This is a genomic window from Nocardioides sp. (assembly GCF_035481145.1).
Classification (GTDB): domain Bacteria; phylum Actinomycetota; class Actinomycetes; order Propionibacteriales; family Nocardioidaceae; genus Nocardioides.
On record NZ_DATIHB010000193.1, the window covers coordinates 1 to 16,257 of the forward strand.

General features: G+C 70.2%; 17 protein-coding genes and 1 tRNA gene. 13 read left to right on the forward strand and 5 right to left on the reverse strand.

Features of this window, described 5'->3' with window-relative positions:
- A partial coding sequence (locus VLF38_RS15440) for a peptidoglycan-binding domain-containing protein (RefSeq protein WP_325272126.1) occupies positions 1-455 on the reverse strand: 455 nt, incomplete at its 3' end.
- Between the two features lie 219 nt (positions 456-674).
- Here VLF38_RS15440 and VLF38_RS15445 point away from each other — a divergent pair.
- The 4 genes from VLF38_RS15445 to VLF38_RS15460 are packed head-to-tail and all read left to right on the forward strand — an operon-like array spanning position 675 to position 4,381.
- Entirely contained in the window at positions 675-1,700 is a 1,026-nt protein-coding gene (locus VLF38_RS15445; RefSeq protein ID WP_325272127.1) for a sulfate ABC transporter substrate-binding protein, read from the forward strand.
- Positions 1,697-2,566: a sulfate ABC transporter permease subunit CysT gene (gene cysT / locus VLF38_RS15450; RefSeq protein ID WP_325272128.1), complete on the forward strand. Its 870-nt coding sequence runs from the start codon at positions 1,697-1,699 to the stop codon at positions 2,564-2,566. Before VLF38_RS15445 ends, cysT begins: the two co-directional genes overlap by 4 nt.
- Complete coding sequence (locus VLF38_RS15455; protein WP_325272129.1) at positions 2,563-3,372, forward strand: sulfate ABC transporter permease subunit; 810 nt, start codon at positions 2,563-2,565, stop codon at positions 3,370-3,372. Before cysT ends, VLF38_RS15455 begins: the two co-directional genes overlap by 4 nt.
- 10 nt (positions 3,373-3,382) lie before the next feature.
- Positions 3,383-4,381 carry a sulfate ABC transporter ATP-binding protein gene (locus VLF38_RS15460; RefSeq protein WP_325272130.1) on the forward strand — a complete coding sequence of 333 codons (999 nt, stop codon included), beginning with the start codon at positions 3,383-3,385 and terminating at the stop codon, positions 4,379-4,381.
- A 200-nt stretch (positions 4,382-4,581) separates the two neighbouring features.
- Here VLF38_RS15460 and VLF38_RS15465 read toward each other — a convergent pair whose 3' ends face one another.
- Entirely contained in the window at positions 4,582-5,073 is a 492-nt protein-coding gene (locus VLF38_RS15465; RefSeq protein ID WP_325272131.1) for a YajQ family cyclic di-GMP-binding protein, read from the reverse strand.
- A gap of 106 nt (positions 5,074-5,179) precedes the next feature.
- On the opposite strand from VLF38_RS15465, the gene VLF38_RS15470 reads away from it, so the two are divergent.
- Positions 5,180-5,260, forward strand: a tRNA-Tyr gene (locus VLF38_RS15470).
- A 103-nt stretch (positions 5,261-5,363) separates the two neighbouring features.
- Here VLF38_RS15470 and VLF38_RS15475 read toward each other — a convergent pair.
- Positions 5,364-6,602, reverse strand: coding sequence for a Fic family protein (locus tag VLF38_RS15475; protein ID WP_325272132.1), 1,239 nt, complete (start codon positions 6,600-6,602; stop codon positions 5,364-5,366).
- A 159-nt stretch (positions 6,603-6,761) separates the two neighbouring features.
- Between VLF38_RS15475 and VLF38_RS15480 the strand changes: the two genes are divergently transcribed.
- From VLF38_RS15480 to ald, 4 genes are all read left to right on the forward strand, one after another.
- Complete coding sequence (locus tag VLF38_RS15480; protein ID WP_325272133.1) at positions 6,762-7,439, forward strand: hypothetical protein; 678 nt, start codon at positions 6,762-6,764, stop codon at positions 7,437-7,439.
- Positions 7,440-7,524: 85 nt separating this feature from the next.
- Entirely contained in the window at positions 7,525-8,868 is a 1,344-nt protein-coding gene (locus VLF38_RS15485; protein ID WP_325272134.1) for an MFS transporter, read from the forward strand.
- 183 nt (positions 8,869-9,051) lie between these two features.
- On the forward strand, positions 9,052-10,494 hold the full coding sequence (gene mptB, locus VLF38_RS15490) for a polyprenol phosphomannose-dependent alpha 1,6 mannosyltransferase MptB (protein WP_325272135.1): 1,443 nt from the start codon (positions 9,052-9,054) through the stop codon (positions 10,492-10,494).
- A 100-nt stretch (positions 10,495-10,594) separates the two neighbouring features.
- Complete coding sequence (gene ald / locus VLF38_RS15495; protein ID WP_325272136.1) at positions 10,595-11,704, forward strand: alanine dehydrogenase; 1,110 nt, start codon at positions 10,595-10,597, stop codon at positions 11,702-11,704.
- An 82-nt stretch (positions 11,705-11,786) separates the two neighbouring features.
- On the opposite strand, the gene VLF38_RS15500 is transcribed toward ald, so the two are convergent.
- The gene (locus tag VLF38_RS15500; protein WP_325272137.1) at positions 11,787-12,926 is read right to left on the reverse strand and encodes a glycosyltransferase; all 1,140 of its coding nucleotides are present in this window, start codon (positions 12,924-12,926) and stop codon (positions 11,787-11,789) included.
- A 120-nt stretch (positions 12,927-13,046) separates the two neighbouring features.
- On the opposite strand from VLF38_RS15500, the gene VLF38_RS15505 reads away from it, so the two are divergent.
- Positions 13,047-14,042: a pirin family protein gene (locus tag VLF38_RS15505; RefSeq protein WP_325272138.1), complete on the forward strand. Its 996-nt coding sequence runs from the start codon at positions 13,047-13,049 to the stop codon at positions 14,040-14,042.
- Positions 14,043-14,078: 36 nt separating this feature from the next.
- On the opposite strand, the gene VLF38_RS15510 is transcribed toward VLF38_RS15505, so the two are convergent.
- Positions 14,079-14,630, reverse strand: a complete 552-nt coding sequence (locus VLF38_RS15510; RefSeq protein WP_325272139.1) for a hemerythrin domain-containing protein — start codon at positions 14,628-14,630, stop codon at positions 14,079-14,081.
- 101 nt (positions 14,631-14,731) lie between these two features.
- On the opposite strand from VLF38_RS15510, the gene VLF38_RS15515 reads away from it, so the two are divergent.
- The 3 genes from VLF38_RS15515 to VLF38_RS15525 all read left to right on the forward strand — a co-directional run.
- Positions 14,732-15,355, forward strand: coding sequence for a DNA-3-methyladenine glycosylase I (locus VLF38_RS15515; RefSeq protein ID WP_325272140.1), 624 nt, complete (start codon positions 14,732-14,734; stop codon positions 15,353-15,355).
- The gene (locus VLF38_RS15520) at positions 15,352-15,711 is read left to right on the forward strand and encodes a CidA/LrgA family protein (protein WP_325272141.1); all 360 of its coding nucleotides are present in this window, start codon (positions 15,352-15,354) and stop codon (positions 15,709-15,711) included. Before VLF38_RS15515 ends, VLF38_RS15520 begins: the two co-directional genes overlap by 4 nt.
- The coding region (locus VLF38_RS15525; RefSeq protein WP_325272142.1) for an LrgB family protein at positions 15,708-16,257 on the forward strand (550 nt) is incomplete at its 3' end. The genes VLF38_RS15520 and VLF38_RS15525, both read left to right, overlap by 4 nt.

Consider the following 16,257-nt stretch of genomic DNA (forward strand, 5'->3'; position numbering starts at 1 on the left):
GCCGCGAGCATCCTGCGGGTCCGCTCGTTGACGACCAGGCCCGTGTACGTCGTGCGGCCACCGACGGCGAAGGCACGGGCGACACCGAACCGGTTCGCGCCGAGCTTGGTCAGCGAGGTCCTTCCCGGGATGCCGTTGGCCCCGAGTCCTGAGTAGCCGAGGCGGCGTTGCCAGGCGGCGTAGGCCGCCGTGGTCCTCGAGCCGTACCACCCGTCGACGGCCGTGGTGAAGCCGCGGGCACGCAGCGCCGACTGGATCAGTCGCACCGACGCGTCCCCGGCCAGCGTGCTCTGCCCCCGGAACGGCTCCACCTGGGCCTGGACCACCACGAGCTCCATGTTCACGGTCGGCAGCGCCGCCTGGGCCGCGTCGTCGGTGACGGCGGTCAGGGCGGCGGCCAGGCCGAGCGTGGCGGCTCCGGTGAGGACCCGGCGGCGGCTGGCGGCGTACGTCATCGTGTGCTCCCTCGTCGTCGTCGCCGTGCTCCCTGCGCGGCGTCGCACCACCTTCAGGTCGGGGGAGCGTGCAGGGGAATGGGCAGGACTCCCCGGAGACGTGGCCCATGCCACATCTCATTCTGTATCGATCAAGATGACAAAGTATCTAAACACCACTAATCTTCTCGACATAGACCGGAACGAAGCGGATCCGGCCATGATGAAAGCGAGAAGGACATGAGCAAGAAGCTCACGACCGCTGTGGCAGTGACTCTCGTGGGAGCACTCGGTCTGTCTGCATGCGGAAGCTCGGACGCGTCGAGCGGCGACAAGGCCGCGACCGTCAACCTCGTCGCCTACTCCACGCCGCAGACGGCGTTCAAGGAGATCGCGGAGGCGTTCCAGGAGACCGACAAGGGCAAGGACGTCGAGTTCAGCGAGTCCTACGGACCGTCGGGCGACCAGAGCCGCGCCGTCGAGGGCGGCCAGCCGGCGGACTTCGTCAACTTCTCCCTCGAGAGCGACGTGACCCGCCTGGTGGACGCCAAGCTCGTCGACGCCGACTGGAAGACCCAGACCGGTCATGACGGCATCGTCGCCGACTCCGTGGTCGTCCTCGTGGTCCGCAAGGGCAACCCGAAGAAGATCGACGGCTGGGACGACCTGGTGAAGCCGGGTGTCGGTATCGTCACGCCCAACCCGGCCTCGTCGGGCGGTGCCCGCTGGAACACGCTCGCGGCGTACGGCCACGTCATCGCCAACGGTGGCACCGAGAAGGAGGCGGAGGAGTACCTCACGAAGTACTTCAAGAACGCCGTGTCCCTGCCCGGTTCGGCCCGTGACGCGCTCACGTCGTTCACCAGCGGCAACGGGGACGTGCTGGTCTCCTACGAGAACGAGGCGATCCTGGCGCGGCAGAACGGCGAGGACATCGACTACATCGTCCCCGACCAGACCCTGCTGATCGAGACCCCCGCGGCCGTCACCGTCGACGCTCCGCAGGCGGCTGCGGACTTCCGTGACTTCCTCTTCACCAAGGAGGCCCAGGAGGACTTCCTCGCCTCGGGCTACCGCCCCGTGATCGAGGGCGTCACCGGCGAGGTCGAGGGTGCCAACGACCCGGCGAACCCGTTCCCGGCGCCCGCGAAGCTCCTCACCATCGCGACGGACTTCGGTGGCTGGGACGCCGCCAAGAAGAAGTTCTTCGACGAGGAGAACGGCATCGTCACCAAGATCCAGATCGCGACGGGCACCAGCGAGTGACCACGTCCTCCACTCTGGCCCCCGAACATGGGGAACGACCCAGCCGGGCGCCGCGCAAGCGGCGCCCGGCTCGGGCCGTCAATGCGCTCTCCACGCCGTCGAGCCTTGCGCTCGGCGTCTCGCTGATCTGGTTCAGCCTGCTCGTCCTGATCCCGCTGACCGCTGTCGTCATCCAGGCGACGACGGGCGGCTTCGAGGGTGTCGCGACCGTGCTCAGCAACCCCCAGAACTGGGCAGCCCTCAAGCTCACGGTCCTCGAGGCCCTCGGCGTCACCGCCCTGAACGTCGTGATGGGTACGACGATCGCCTGGGTGCTGGTCCGTGACCGCTTCCCGGGCGCCGCGATCCTCGACGTCGTCATCGACATCCCGTTCGCGCTGCCGACGATCGTGGCCGGCCTCGTGCTGCTCTCGCTCTACGGGCCGAACAGCCCGATCGAGGTCAACGTCGCGAGCACCCGGGTGGCGGTCTTCCTGGCCCTCGCCTTCGTGACGCTGCCCTTCGTCGTACGGACGGTGCAGCCGGTGCTCGAGGAGCTCGACACCGACGTCGAGGAGGCTGCCTCCTCGCTCGGCGCCAGCCGGCTCTACACGTTCCGGCGCGTGATCCTCCCCAGCCTTGTTCCGGCGGTCGTGGCAGGCGCCGGAATGGCTTTCGCGCGGGGGATCGCGGAGTACGGCTCGCTGGTGCTGCTGAGCGGCAACCTCCCCTTCAAGACCGAGGTCGCCTCGGTCCGGATCATCAGCTACATCGAGAGCGGCAACCCGGGGGCGGCAGCCGTGCTCGCGGCCCTCCTGCTGCTGATCGCGCTCGCCGTGATCACCGCGCTCGACCTGCTGCAGAGGCGGGTGACGAAGCGATGGTGAGGACTCCCGCCCTGCTGCGGTGGACCCTGCGGATCCTCGTGGTCGTCTACCTCTTCCTGCTCGTCGCGTGGCCGGTCTCGCTGGTCGTGCGCAACACGTTCGCCGACGGGCTCGAGACGCTGTCGGAGGCGTTCACCGACGACCAGGTCGTCGCTGCACTGCAGCTCACCGCGCTCGTCGCCCTGGTCTCGGTCGTCATCAACCTCGTCTTCGGGGTGGCGATGTCGCTGCTGATCGTCCGCCACGAGTTCCCCGGTCGTCGCGTCCTCTCGCTGCTGCTCGACCTCCCGATGTCGGTCTCGCCGGTCGTGGTGGGCCTGGCCCTGCTGCTGGTCTACAACCCGCGCGGCGGCTGGTTCGGCGAAGGCCTCGCTGGCTGGGGTGTGCAGGTCATCTTCTCCACCCCCGGCATGATCATGGCGACGGTCTTCGTGGCCCTGCCGCTGGTGATCCGGGAGGTCGTGCCGACGCTCCAGGAGATCGGTGACGAGCAGGAGTGGGCGGCCCGTTCACTGGGTGCCAACGGGTTCCAGACCTTCACCCGGATCACCCTCCCCAGCATCAAGTGGGCGGTCATCTACGGCGTGGTCCTGTCGCTGGCCCGCTCTCTCGGCGAGTACGGCGCGGTCAAGGTGGTCTCCGGCAACATCGTCGGCAAGACGCAGACCGCGACGCTCATCGTCGAGGAGCGCTACCAGAACTTCGACCAGCCCACGGCGTACGCCACGGCGTTCCTGCTCGCGGCCGCAGCCGTCGTCTGCATCGTCGTCGTCGCCATCCTCCGCCCCAAGCACTCCGTCTCCTGAAGGAGCTTCCATGAGCATCGAGATCACCGGTGTCAACAAGTCCTTCGGCGACTTCGTGGCACTCGACAACGTCAACCTCTCCCTCCCGACCGGGCAGCTCACCGCGCTGCTCGGCCCCTCCGGCGGCGGCAAGTCCACGCTGCTGCGGATCATCGCCGGCCTCGACAACGCCGACACCGGCTCGGTGTCGATCGAGGGCGTCGAGGCGACCCACCTTCCGCCGCAGAAGCGGAACGTCGGCTTCGTCTTCCAGCACTACGCGGTCTTCAAGCACATGTCCGTGGCGAAGAACGTCGCGTTCGGCCTGGAGATCCGCAAGAAGCCGAAGGCCGAGGTGAAGAAGCGCGTCGCGGAGCTGCTGGAGCTGGTCCACCTCTCGCAGTTCGCCGACCGGCTTCCGTCGCAGCTCTCCGGCGGTCAGCGCCAGCGCCTCGCCCTGGCCCGCGCGCTCGCGGTCGAGCCGTCGGTGCTGCTGCTCGACGAGCCGTTCGGCGCGCTCGACGCGAAGGTCCGCAAGGAGCTCCGTGACTGGCTCCGCCGCCTCCACGACGAGGTCCACGTGACCACGGTCTTCGTCACCCACGACCAGGAGGAGGCCCTCGAGGTCGCCGACGAGATCGTCGTCATCAACCACGGCCGCGTGGAGCAGGTCGGCACCCCCGACGAGCTGTACGACGCCCCGGCGTCCGACTTCGTCATGTCCTTCCTCGGCGAGGCGACCCTGCTCGGTGGCCAGCTGATCCGGCCCCACGACATCGAGCTGTCGGTCTCGCCGCTCGTGGTCGGCGGCGTCGAGGGCGTCGTGTCGCGCGTGCTCCGTGTCGGCTTCGAGGTCCGCGTGACGGTGCTGACCGATGCGGGGGAGGAGGTCGTCGTGGTGCTGACCCGCACCAGCGCCCGTCACCTCGATGTCGTGGAGGGGCGTCACGTGTGGCTCTCGCCCGCCGCCGGCGCGGTCACGCTGCCGTCCGCCGGGCTGCCCGGTGGCACGGCGTTGCACGCGGTCTGAGGCTCCCGGGACCGACGGCCAACGTGTCAGGCTGACCGGGACCGTCTGCCAAAGTGTCAGGCTGACACTTTGGCCCCGTCTGACACTTCCGAAGTGTCAGCGCAGCCCGAACTGTCAGCCTGACACTTTGGCACGCGAGGCAACGCGCGAACGCCGCGCCCTCCCACACGGGAGGGCGCGGCGTTCGTCGTCGTACGGCGTCAGCGGTAGTTGGTGAACTGCACCGCGAAGTCGTAGTCCTGCGCCTTCACCAGCGCCTGGACCGCCTGCAGGTCGTCGCGCGACTTCGAGGAGACGCGGAGCTCGTCGCCCTGGATCTGCGCCTTGACGCCCTTGGGCCCCTCGTCGCGGATCAGCTTGGAGACCTTCTTGGCGTTCTCGGAGGAGATGCCCTCCTTGAGCGAGATGTCGATCTTCGAGACCTGGCCGGACTGGCGCGGCTCGGAGGCGTCGACGATCTTGAGCGACTGGTTGCGCTTGACCAGCTTGCCCTTGAAGACGTCGAGGATCGCGGCGGCGCGATCGTCGGCGGAGGCCTCGATCTCGATGCCGTGCTCACCCGTCCACTTGATCGAGGCGCCCGTGCCGCGGAAGTCGTAGCGGGTGGCGATCTCCTTCGCGGTCTGCCCGAGCGCGTTGTCGACCTCCTGGCGGTCGATCTTGCTGACGATGTCGAACGACGAGTCGGCCATGGCCTTGCTCCTCCTGAGGTCCGCGGGTGGCGGGCGTTTTCTCGATGAGTGTGGTGTCCGCTATTCTTCCTTCTCGTTGTCACCGGGGAAACCCGGGGTGCAGCACGGCAGGTTGCCCGAGCGGCCAATGGGAGCGGACTGTAAATCCGTCGCGAAAGCTTCGAAGGTTCGAATCCTTCACCTGCCACACACTGGGAGAACGGCCTCTGACCTGCGATCGAGCGGGGCGGGGGCCGTTTTTCGTTGTCCGGCTGCGTCCGGCCAGAACCGGCCTCCCACGGCTCCCATGATTACGACAGCCGCGTGCGATCCCGCGAGGGCCTGCTTCGGCGGCCGATCCGCTCCTCGAGGGCGCGCAGCTCGGTCATCACATCGCCCGCCACCCAGATGCGGTTCCGGCCGGCACCCGTGATCTCGTCGAGAACGCCGGTGGACTGGAGACGGTCGAGAGCCTCGTAGGTCCGGATCTTCGTCGACCCGGTGACGGCGCTCGCGCGATGGATGTCGAGGATCGGGTTCTTCAGCAGGCCGTCGACCAGGGTGCGAGCCGACGATCCGCGACGCGCCTGCACGGCATCGGCCCAGTGCGCCGGAAGCTCAGCCAGACGATCTGCGGACTCGACCGACGCCTCAGCGGCCGCGATCGCGCTGCCGGCGACGTAGGCGACGATCGCGTCCACGTCGCCAGAGCGATAGGCGCCGAGCTGGTCGAAGTAGCGATCGACGTCGGCGAGCATGGCGGCCGCGACGGGCACCGTCACCCCGCGCGTGAGGCCACGACGTCGGAGCACCGCCCCGATGAGCCCGCGTCCGACGCGGCCGTTGCCGTCGGTGAAGGGGTGGATCGTCTCGAACTGTGCGTGGACGATCGCCGCCTGGGCGACCGCGCTCATGTCGTTGCGATTCGCGAAGTCGACCATGTCGGTCATCAAGCCCGGCACAAGCTGGTGCGGGGGCGGGATGTGGACCGCGCCCAACGGGCTGAGGTCGCTGCCACCGATCCAGTTCTGCTGCTGGCGATACCGCCCCGCCCAAGCGCCCTCGAGGCGGTCATTGGCCAGCAGATGGTGGTGCGCCGAGAGGATCGCCGCCTCGGTCAGGGGAGCGCCGCCGCCGCACGAGTCCGTCAGCTCGGTGAGCGCGAGACCAGCCGCCACCGTGCGCCTCGCCTTGTCCCCCGCAGCTTCGCCGATTGTCGCCCTGGCGATGTCGTCCATCTCGGCGTGGATGTGCTCGATCTTCGACGAGGCCACGGCTTCGGTGCGCACGAGGAGCTCGCCCAAGCCGCCGAGGTGGTCGGCGCGCGACTCGAGCGCCGTGATCCGCTGTGCGGCGTCCTCAGCGAGCGCCACTGTGGACGAGGCCAGTTGTGGCGTGCGTTCGATGAGTTCAACGGGGATCGTCACCGTGATGCTGGAGAGCTCGCGCTCGCGACGGTTCGGTCGTGCACCGTCCGGTCCCCGAAGGTCGGGGTTGGTGCGCCACGGTCGTTCCTCGGTGGCAACCGGGGGCCACGGTGTCTCCGCCATGCCAACTCCCCAAGTGATACGTAGGCGTCCTTTAGTATCACTTATCTGCCTAAATGATATCAACGATCGTCCAAGTATCGGTTGTGAACAGATCGCGATCCACCATGGGAGCCGCGCCCTTCTGTGTGTTGTGTCGGTGGAGACGTGTACGACAGGTTCATGCAGCAGGACACGATGAGTGAGCAGGTAGGCATCGGACATGCAGCGCAGGCCGGTCCGGCACCCCTTGGCCGTTCGGGCTCCCTGAATCTCGTCTTCTTCGTGTGGCTCGGTGTCGCCATCATCGTCACCTACGTGGGACCGGACTGGCTGTCCTCGGGAATCCTCTTCGGGGGTTTGCTTGTCGCCTGGGGTTTGGTCCTGGCGATTGCTGCAGCCACCGCTCCACCTCCTCGACTTGCTGAGATCTCGATCCTCGCTGACCGACTCAACTGGCTCGCACGGGCGACGTGGGCCTCGGTGGTGGTGGCTGGCAGCGCAGTCTTCTCGTCCGTCGTCGCCATCGAACTCACCAAGTCGGCCAAGAGCCCTGAGCTCCTCAATGACGCAGTCGGCGATGTTTTTTTGGAGGCGGTCGGATCGCTCGCTGGGCCCGTGGCGACGGTCGCTGCCGTCTTGGCGTCGAGCACGGTGCCGGTCCAGCTGTGGCGGGCTGGTGTCGGCGCGCGGGAGCAGGCTGTCGCACGGCTCCTTCGGCCCATGCGCGAAGCCGGCCTGCCAACCAGCTGGCTTGCTCGCCTGATGATGGAGCTGTCGACCCTCTGGGTCGGGCTCTTCGTCTGCTACTTCGGCCCACCCCTCTTGCTCGCGGTGGCGTTGATGGCGTGGGCCAGATGAAGCGCTGAGAGGCCGCTCGGCTGACGTCACGCCGTGATCGAGCCTCGCGCGTCGGAGCGGCTCTCGGGAGTGCGATGCTTCTCGTGTGGAAGGGGCAGAGCGCGAGCTCGTGCACAACATCGGACGCCGCAGGGCGTGGGCGATCTGGGGCGTCGCGATGGCGGCGTACGTGCTGGCGATCTTTCACCGCAGCTCGCTCGGGGTGGCCGGCCTCCTGGCCGCGGAGCGTTTCGACATCTCGGCGAGCCAGCTCGCGGCGTTCACCGTCCTCCAGCTCCTCGTGTACGCCGGCCTGCAGATCCCGGTGGGCGTCCTGCTGGACCGCTTCGGGTCACGGCGGATGATCCTGTCCGGCCTGGCGCTGATGACGGCGGGGCAGTACGCCTTCGCGGTCACCGACACGTTCACCGCTGCCCTCATCACCCGCGCGGTGATGGGTGCCGGCGACGCGATGATCTTCGTCTCGGTGCTGCGGCTGGTGGCCGTTTGGTTCCTGGTCAGGCAGACCCCGATCGTCGCGCAGTGGACCGGGCAGCTCGGCCAGGTGGGCGCGATCATCGCGGCGGCGCCGCTCAGCATCGCGCTGCACGACCTCGGCTGGACCCGTGCGTTCGCCGCCTTCTCGAGCGTCGGCCTCGTGATCATGGTCGCGGTGGCGCTGCTGGTGAAGGACTCGCCCTACCGCGCGCAGGGTCGGGAGTCGACCAAGCTGCGCGCGCTCGCGCGGAGCCTGCGGGTGATCTGGGCGCACCCGACGACGAGGCTGGGGATGTGGTCGCACTTCACCTCGCAGTTCGGCGCGACCGTCTTCACGCTGCTGTGGGGTTTCCCGTTCCTGGTCTCGGGCCAGGGCCTCTCCCGAGGAGCGGCGAGCGGCCTGCTGATGGTGATGACCGCGTGGATCGTCGTCGCGGGGCCGGTGCTCGGCAAGCTCGTCGCGCGGCACCCGTTCCGCCGCGCGCACATCGTGCTCGTCGTGGTGGCAGCGAGTGCCGGGATGTGGGCGGTCGTGCTGCTCTGGCCCGGCCGGGCGCCGATGTGGCTGCTGGTCGTCCTCGTCTGCGTCATCGCCACCGGCGGTCCGGCGTCGATGGTCGGCTTCGAGATGGCCCGTACCCTCGCGCCCGTCCAGGCTGTCGGGCGCGCCAACGGCATGGTCAACGTCGGCGGCTTCAGTGCCTCGCTGCTGACCATGTGGCTGATCGGCGTCGTCCTGGACCTGCGCGAGCCGGCCGGCCCGGCGGCGTACGACCTCGACGACTTCCGCGCCGCCATGTCGGTGCAGTACCTCGTGTGGGCGCTCGGGGCGGTGCAGATCCTGCGCTACCGCCGTCGTGCCGTCGCGCACATGCACCGCCACCACCCCGAGGAGCTCGCCGCGATGCAGAGCGGCACGCCAGCGGTGCACCTCGGCTTCACCGAGCGCTGACGCCGCCCCGATGTAACGCGGTGTCCTCGTGGCTTCTGCGGGTCTGCAGAGGCGCAGAAGCCACGAGAACACCGCGTTACAGCTCGCGCGGGCCGCGCCCCGCGGAGCGACCGTGACCACGCGTTGGCGTGTCGTTCACCCGGACGCGGCGATCTGGTCGACCGGCGCTCGTACGTTCCGCGTGTGCTGACACGTGGACTCGCCGGATCCGTCCTCGTCCTCCTCGGGGGCGTGGTCGTGTCGACGCTGCCCGAGTCGACGCTGTTGCTCCGCAACGAACAGCTGGTGGCGCTCCGCGGCCACGAGGCCGGGCGGATGATCGGCCTCGCCGTCGTCCTCGTCGGCCTGGGCATGCTCGCCGGAGCCTGGCTCGGCCTCTGCCGCACGCTTGCCCGTGACGACGCCCCCGGCGGGCTCGAGCTGGTCCGGCAGGCCACCCTGCTCTGGTCGCTGCCGCTGCTGGTGGCACCCCCGCTCTTCTCCCGCGACGGCTGGAGCTACGCGGCGCAGGGGATGCTCACGCACATCGGGATCTCGCCGTACGACTGGGGCCCGGGTGTCCTCGCCGGGCCGATCGTCGAGGGCGTCGACCCGCGCTGGATGGACACGTTGACGCCGTACGGACCGGTCCCGCTCGTCGCCGGTTCGTTCGCGGCGAGCATCACCGCGGACCCGTGGCTCCTCGTGATCGCCCACCGCGCCGTGGCGCTGGTCGGCCTCGTGCTGGTCGCGTGGGCGGTCCCGCGGCTGGCGGCGTGGACGGGGGTCCGGCCGGCGCTGGCGAGTGCGCTCGCGCTCGCCTCGCCGTTCGTCATCGCCAACGGCGTCGGCGGCCTGCACAACGACCTGCTGATGGTCGGGCTGATGGCTGCCGCACTCGTCGTGGGCATCGAGCGGAGCTGGCTCTGGGGTGCCGCGCTCGGCGGGCTGGCTGCCGCGGTCAAGCTCCCCGGCGGCCTGGTCTGCGTGCCGATCCTGCTCGCCTCGCTGCCGGCAGCCGCGGGTGTGGTCGATCGCGGTCGTCGCCTCGCGGCCGGGGGAGCGGTCGCTGTCGCAGTGCTCGTCGGCGTCGGCGTCGCCTCGGGGCTGGGCGTCGGCTGGATCCACGCGCTCGGCGTACCGGGGGTCATCTACACGCCGCTGTCGGTGCCGACGTTCCTCGGCGGCACGCTCGACTCGGTCGCCTCGGCGATGGGGCTGGGGCTGGCGCCGCACACCTTCGCCGACGCCTTCCGGTCAGTGGCCTCGGTGCTCGCGCTGGCCCTCGTCGGCTGGTTCGCGCTCCGCTGGCCGACCGGGTCACGCACCCGCGCCCTGCAGGGCACCGCGCTCCTCGTCGGCGGCTTCCTGCTGACCCTGCCGGTCGTCCACCTCTGGTACCTCCTCTGGGTCGTCCCGTTCCTCGCTGCGCTCCGCCTCCCGCGTGCCGCCGCCGTCGTCGTGGTCGCGGTCTCCGTGGTCGGCGGCATGATCGCGCCGCTCGACTCCTCCCTGCACGGCGCGTGGGTGCTGATCATCATGGGCTCGATGTACGTCGCGCTGGTCGCCGCCGTCCTCCTGCTCTCGCGGCGCGGCCGCGAGCGGATCCTGCACATCGCCGAGGTGGAGTGGCTGCCGGTGCCCTGAAGGTCACCGGAGAGTCACACCGGGGTCGCCGACAGATCGGCAGGGCACGGTTCGGTCACGACCCTTCCGTGCGGCAGTGGGGGTGAGCATGCTGGCTCCCATGAGGGTGGGAGTTCCGAAGGAGACCAAGAACCACGAGTACCGCGTCGCCATCACCCCGGTCGGTGTGACCGAGCTGGTGGCCCACGGGCACTCCGTCATCGTGGAGAGCGGTGCCGGCCTCGGCAGCGCCATCCCCGACGAGGAGTACGCCGCGGCCGGCGCGACGCTCGGCTCGGTCGAGGAGGCGTGGGGTGCTGATCTCGTGCTCAAGGTGAAGGAGCCGATCCCGTCGGAGTACGCCTTCCTGCGCCCCGGGCTGGTGCTCTTCACCTACCTCCACCTCGCGGCCGATGCCCAGTTGACGAAGGAGCTCGTCGAGCGTGAGGTCACCGCCATTGCCTACGAGACGGTCCAGCTCCCGTCCGGCGGACTGCCGCTGCTCTACCCGATGTCCGAGGTCGCCGGCTGCCTCGCGCCGCAGGTCGGTGCGCACGCCCTGATGGAGTCGCAGGGCGGCCGCGGCGTGCTCATGGGCGGCGTGGGTGGCGTGGCGCAGGCGAAGGTGGTCATCCTCGGTGCCGGCGTCAGCGGCCAGAACGCCGCCAACATCGCCCTCGGGATGGGCGCCGACGTGACGCTCATCGACACCGACCTCGACAAGCTGCGGATGTCCTTCTGGCGCTACAACAACCGGGTCCACGGCCTGGCGTCCTCGCGGCTGGTGATCGAGGAGCAGGTGCGCCAGGCCGACATGGTGATCGGAGCCGTGCTGATCCCGGGCGCCGCCGCGCCCAAGCTGGTCTCCAACCAGCTGGTGTCGGAGATGAAGCCGGGCTCGGTGCTGGTCGACATCGCGATCGACCAGGGCGGCTGCTTCGAGGACTCCCGACCCACCACGCACGCGGACCCGACGTACCCGGTGCACGACTCGCTCTTCTACTGCGTCGCCAACATGCCGGGCGCCGTACCCCGCACCTCGACGTACGCCCTGACCAACGTCACCCTTCCGTACGCCGTCGCCCTCGCCGACCGCGGCTGGCAGGAGGCATGCCGCGCTGATCCCGCGCTCGCGCTCGGGGTCAACACGCACGGCGGCGCACTGGTCTATGCGCCCGTCGCCGCAGCGCACGGCATGGCCGCGACCCCGCTGGACGACGTCCTGGCCTGACCGATCCGCCGAGGTGGGGCTTGTGGTCCATCGAGGTGGGGCTTGTGGTCGGGCCGGTCCGCGCCCTTCCAGCGCAGATCGGTCAGCGAGAGGCGGCGAGAGCCAACGCGGTGCTGACCTCTGCGTGGACGCCGAGCATCGTCTCGACCGTCGCCGACCACGGGAAGCGCTCGGCCCGCCGCCGTGCCGCAGAACGCCGCGCGGCCACGGGACGACTGACCACCCGGAGCACCGCGTCGGCGAGGGAGGCCGGGTCGGCGTCGCCCCACGAGCCGGCGTCGCGGTCGATGAGCTCGCTCGCACCGCCGGTGCGCGCGGTGACGACGGGCGTTCCGCAGGCAAGAGCCTCGAGCACGGCGAGTCCGAACGTCTCGCCGGGGCAGACGCTGAGGGCGACATCGGCAGCAGCGATCCGGGCGGCCAGTTCGACGCGGCCGGCGACATGTCCGTGGAAGACGACCGGCGCACCAGCGGCGATCTCCTCCAGCTCGTCGCGGTGGGGCCCGGTGCCGTAGACGTCCAGCACCACCGGTACGCCGCGGCGGTGCAGCTCGACCGCGGTTGCCACCGCGAGGTGCGGTGACTTCTCGCGTGAGAGCCGGCCGACGTGCACGAGCCGCAGCGGTCCGCTGGTGGACCCTGCGGCGGCCAGCGGTGGCGCCGCCCGCGGACGGAACGTCTCCAGGTCCACGCCGAGCGGCACCTGCACGACCGGTGTGCCGACCGCGGCGGCCGCAGCGGAGAACTCCCGCCGCGCGTAGCGGGAGGTGACGACGACCGCGTCGAAGGAACGCACGAGGACCCGGTTCCACAGACCGATCGAGACCTTCGCCCCGGTGTCGAGGCCGGTGCGCATGGCGACCATGTCGTCGAGCCGCTCGTGGCTGAAGAGCACCGACCCGACACCGTGCCGGCGGGCCCAACGGGCGACCGGAAGGAGCGTCGACTTGTCGTTGACCTCGACCGACGTCGGCCCGAACTCCTCCAGCGCGTCGATCACTCGCCACGGCTCGACGATGAGGCGGTAGCCGCCGCCGACCTTCGGCGCCCGCAGCTGCACCACGGTGCCGGCCTCCGTGTCCGAGCGCGCATCGACCGGCCCGGGCACGACGAGCAGTCGCGCGGCCCCCGCGTCGGCGTACCCCGCACCGAGCGCCGCGACCGCCGTCTTCATCCCCCCGGAGGCGGGGCCGATGAAGTTGGCGAGCTGGGCGATACGCATGCCCACCACCATGCTCGACCCGGGTGAACGGCCCGTGAGCAGGCGATGGCCCGGCATCGACGCCCACGAGGCTGTGCGCGCTGCTGACCGCTGCCGACCGCTGCGTGGCACTCTGGTCGCATGAGCAACACGGAGCGGGAGCCGGCCGAGATCGTCTGTGGTGAGCAGGGCGGCGCCCCTGGTGTGACGGTCCTCGTCCCGCGTGACGTGCCGCTCGGCGGCCCGCGCGCGATGAACGTACGCCGCACGCTACCGTCGCGGGAGCGCACGCTGATCGGCGCCTGGTGCTTCGCCGACCACTACGGTCCTGACCCCGTGGCCGAGTCGGGTGGCATGGTCGTGACGCCGCATCCCCACACGGGCCTGGCGACGGTCAGCTGGCTCTTCACCGGCGAGGTCGAGCACCGCGACTCGATCGGCACCGTGGCGATGGTCCGGCCGGGTGAGGTCAACCTGATGACCGCCGGGCGCGGCATCAGCCACTCGGAGATCTCGACGGAGAGGACGACCGTCCTGCACGGCGTACAGCTGTGGCTCGCGCTGCCCGATGCGCGGCGGGAGATGGCGCCGGCGTTCGAGCACTACGCGCCCGAGCCGGTGGTGGGGGAGGGCTGGTCGGCCGCCGTCTTCCTCGGCGACCTCCTCGGCCAGCCCTCCCCGGTCCGGACCCAGACGCCCGTGCTGGGCGCGGAGCTCTCGCTCGACGCCGGTACGACGCTGCGCCTCGACGTCGACGCGACGTACGAGCACGGGCTGCTGGTCGATCAGGGGGTGGTGACGTTCGCGGGGCAGGAGCTGAAGCCCGCGGAGCTCGGCTATCTCGCGCCCGGCTGTGTGGAGCTCGAGATCACCGCGCACGAGGACGCGCGGCTGGTGTTGCTCGGTGGTCCGCCGTTCGGCGAGCAGCTGGTCATGTGGTGGAACTTCGTGGGGCGCAGCCACGACGAGGTGGCCACCTACCGCGAGCAGTGGCAGGGCCAGATCACGCGCGACGGCGTCGTGCTCGAGGACAGTCAGGAGGTCGCGCCGGGACGGTTCGGCGTGGTGGTGGGTGACCACACGCCGCCCATCCCGGCGCCCCCGCTGCCCAACCTCCGTCTCAAGCCGCGGGGCTAGGGCGCTCCCGCGCCCTGATCGCCGAGGCGCCGGGGATCAGCCCAGGACCTTCGCGATCGCGTCCTTGGTGCGATCGACGACGCTCGCGAGCGGGCCGACCATCAGCTGCGACGTGGCGCCGCTGCCGAGCGTCGGGTGCGGGCGGGTCGGTGCGACCTGCTCGACCGCTTCGATGGCACGGGCCATCTGCACCTGCATCGACTCGTCGTTCTCGTTGCGGAGGAGCGGGAACTCCTCCCGCTCCTCGTACTCGATGTGCTGGCGCACCTGCACGTGCAGGTTCTCCAGCTTCTGGTCGAACGCCGCGTCCTCGACCTCGATGTCGTCGAGCTCGGCGAGGAGACCCTTGAGCATGTCCTCCTCGGCGACCCGGTCGTCGACGACCGTCGAGCCGTCGACGCCAGCGCGGGCGATCGGGTGGGTGACCAGCTCCTCCGCCGTCTCGTGGACGGCGAGATAGCGCCGCAGCTCCTCGAACGTCTCCTGCTTGCGGGCCGGGTTCGGCGCCGCGAGGACACGGTCGAAGAGCTCGTTGATGTGCTGGTGCTGCTCGTGGAGCAGGTCGGTGACGTGCTTCGTGGTGGGCACGTGTCGTTCGCCTCCTTGGTTGGGGTGCGTACCCGCGCGACGTACCCGACCCCGTGCCCGCCAAACAGGTCGTCCTGCCAGCGTGCGGGAGGATGTCCGCCATGAACGATCTGGTGCCTGATCTCGTCCTCGGTGACGACGGCCAGCTGCGCTGCCGCTGGGCGGGCGCGGGTGAGATGCGCGCCTACCACGACACCGAGTGGGGGCGCCCGGTCGCCGGAGACGTCGCGGTCTTCGAGCGGCTCACGCTCGAGGCGTTCCAGTCCGGCCTCAGCTGGGCGATCATCCTGCGCAAGCGCGAGGGCTTCCGCGCCGCCTTCGACGGCTTCGACCCCGAGCGCATCGCGGCGTACGACGAGGTCGAGCGCGCGCGACTCCTCGCCGACGCCGGCATCGTGCGCAACCGGCTGAAGGTCGACGCGACGATCACCAACGCGCGCGCCCTCCTCGACCTGTGGGACGCCGAGGGTGAGGGCGCGCTCGCCCGGCTCGTGGCGTCGCATGCCCCCGAGCCGCGCCCGGCGCCCGTGTCCTTCGCCGACGTGCCCGGCAAGGTGCCCGAGAGCCTGGCGCTGAGCAAGGCGCTGAAGAAGCGGGGCTTCGTCTTCGTCGGCCCCACGACGATGTATGCCCTGATGCAGGCGCTCGGCATCGCCAACGACCACCTGGAAGGGTGCGTGGCCCGCGACGCCGCGGGGCTGGGTGCTGCCGAGGTGGGCGCGTGATCAACGGACTCCTCTGGCTGCTCGGCTTCCAGCTCGTGGGCGAGGTCGTCGTGCGCAGCCTCGGCCTGACGATCCCCGGGCCTGTCGTCGGGATGGTGCTGCTCTTCCTCGTGCTGCAGGTGCGCCGTCCGCCCGCGTCGGCCAACCTCTTCCGGGCCGCCGATGGGCTGCTCAAGCACCTCCAGCTTCTCTTCATCCCGGCCGGCGTGGGAGTCGTGACGCTGCTCCACGTCGTCGGCGAGCAGCCGGTGCCGATCGTCGGTGCGCTCCTGCTCTCCTGGCTGGCCGGCATCGCCGCCGTCGGCTGGCTGACGACGCTGCTGCTCGGGAGCGTGGCGGAGCGGGGTGCGCGATGACCGAGACCTACGACTGGCTCCGCACCTCGCCGATGCTCGGTCTCTTCCTCACCCTGCTCGGCTACCGCCTCGGACTGGAGCTCCAGCAGCGCGTCCCGGCAGCGTGGAAAGCCGTGGCCCAGCCGGTGGTCGTCGCGCTCTTCGTCATCGGAGGAGCACTGTGGGTGCTCGACCTCTCTTACGAGGAGTACCTCGTCGGCGGCAGCATCATCGGCTTCTTCCTCGGGCCGGCGACGGTCGCCCTCGCCGTGCCGCTGCACCGTCAGGCGCACCACCTCGGCCGGATGTTCGTGCCGATGGTCGTCGCGCTGCCGGTCGGTGCCCTGGTCAGCATCGTGACCGGTGTGCTCGCGGTGCGGCTGCTCGGCGGCGACCACGTCCTCGAGCTCACGATGGCGCCCAAGGCGGCGACCACCCCGGTCAGTCTCGCGGTCGCGGACTCGATCGGCGGCCTCCCCGCGCTCACTGCCGTGCTCGCCATCGTCACCGGCATCGTCGGCGCGGTCGCCGGGCCGGCCGTGCTCGACCTGGTCCGGGTCCGCGACC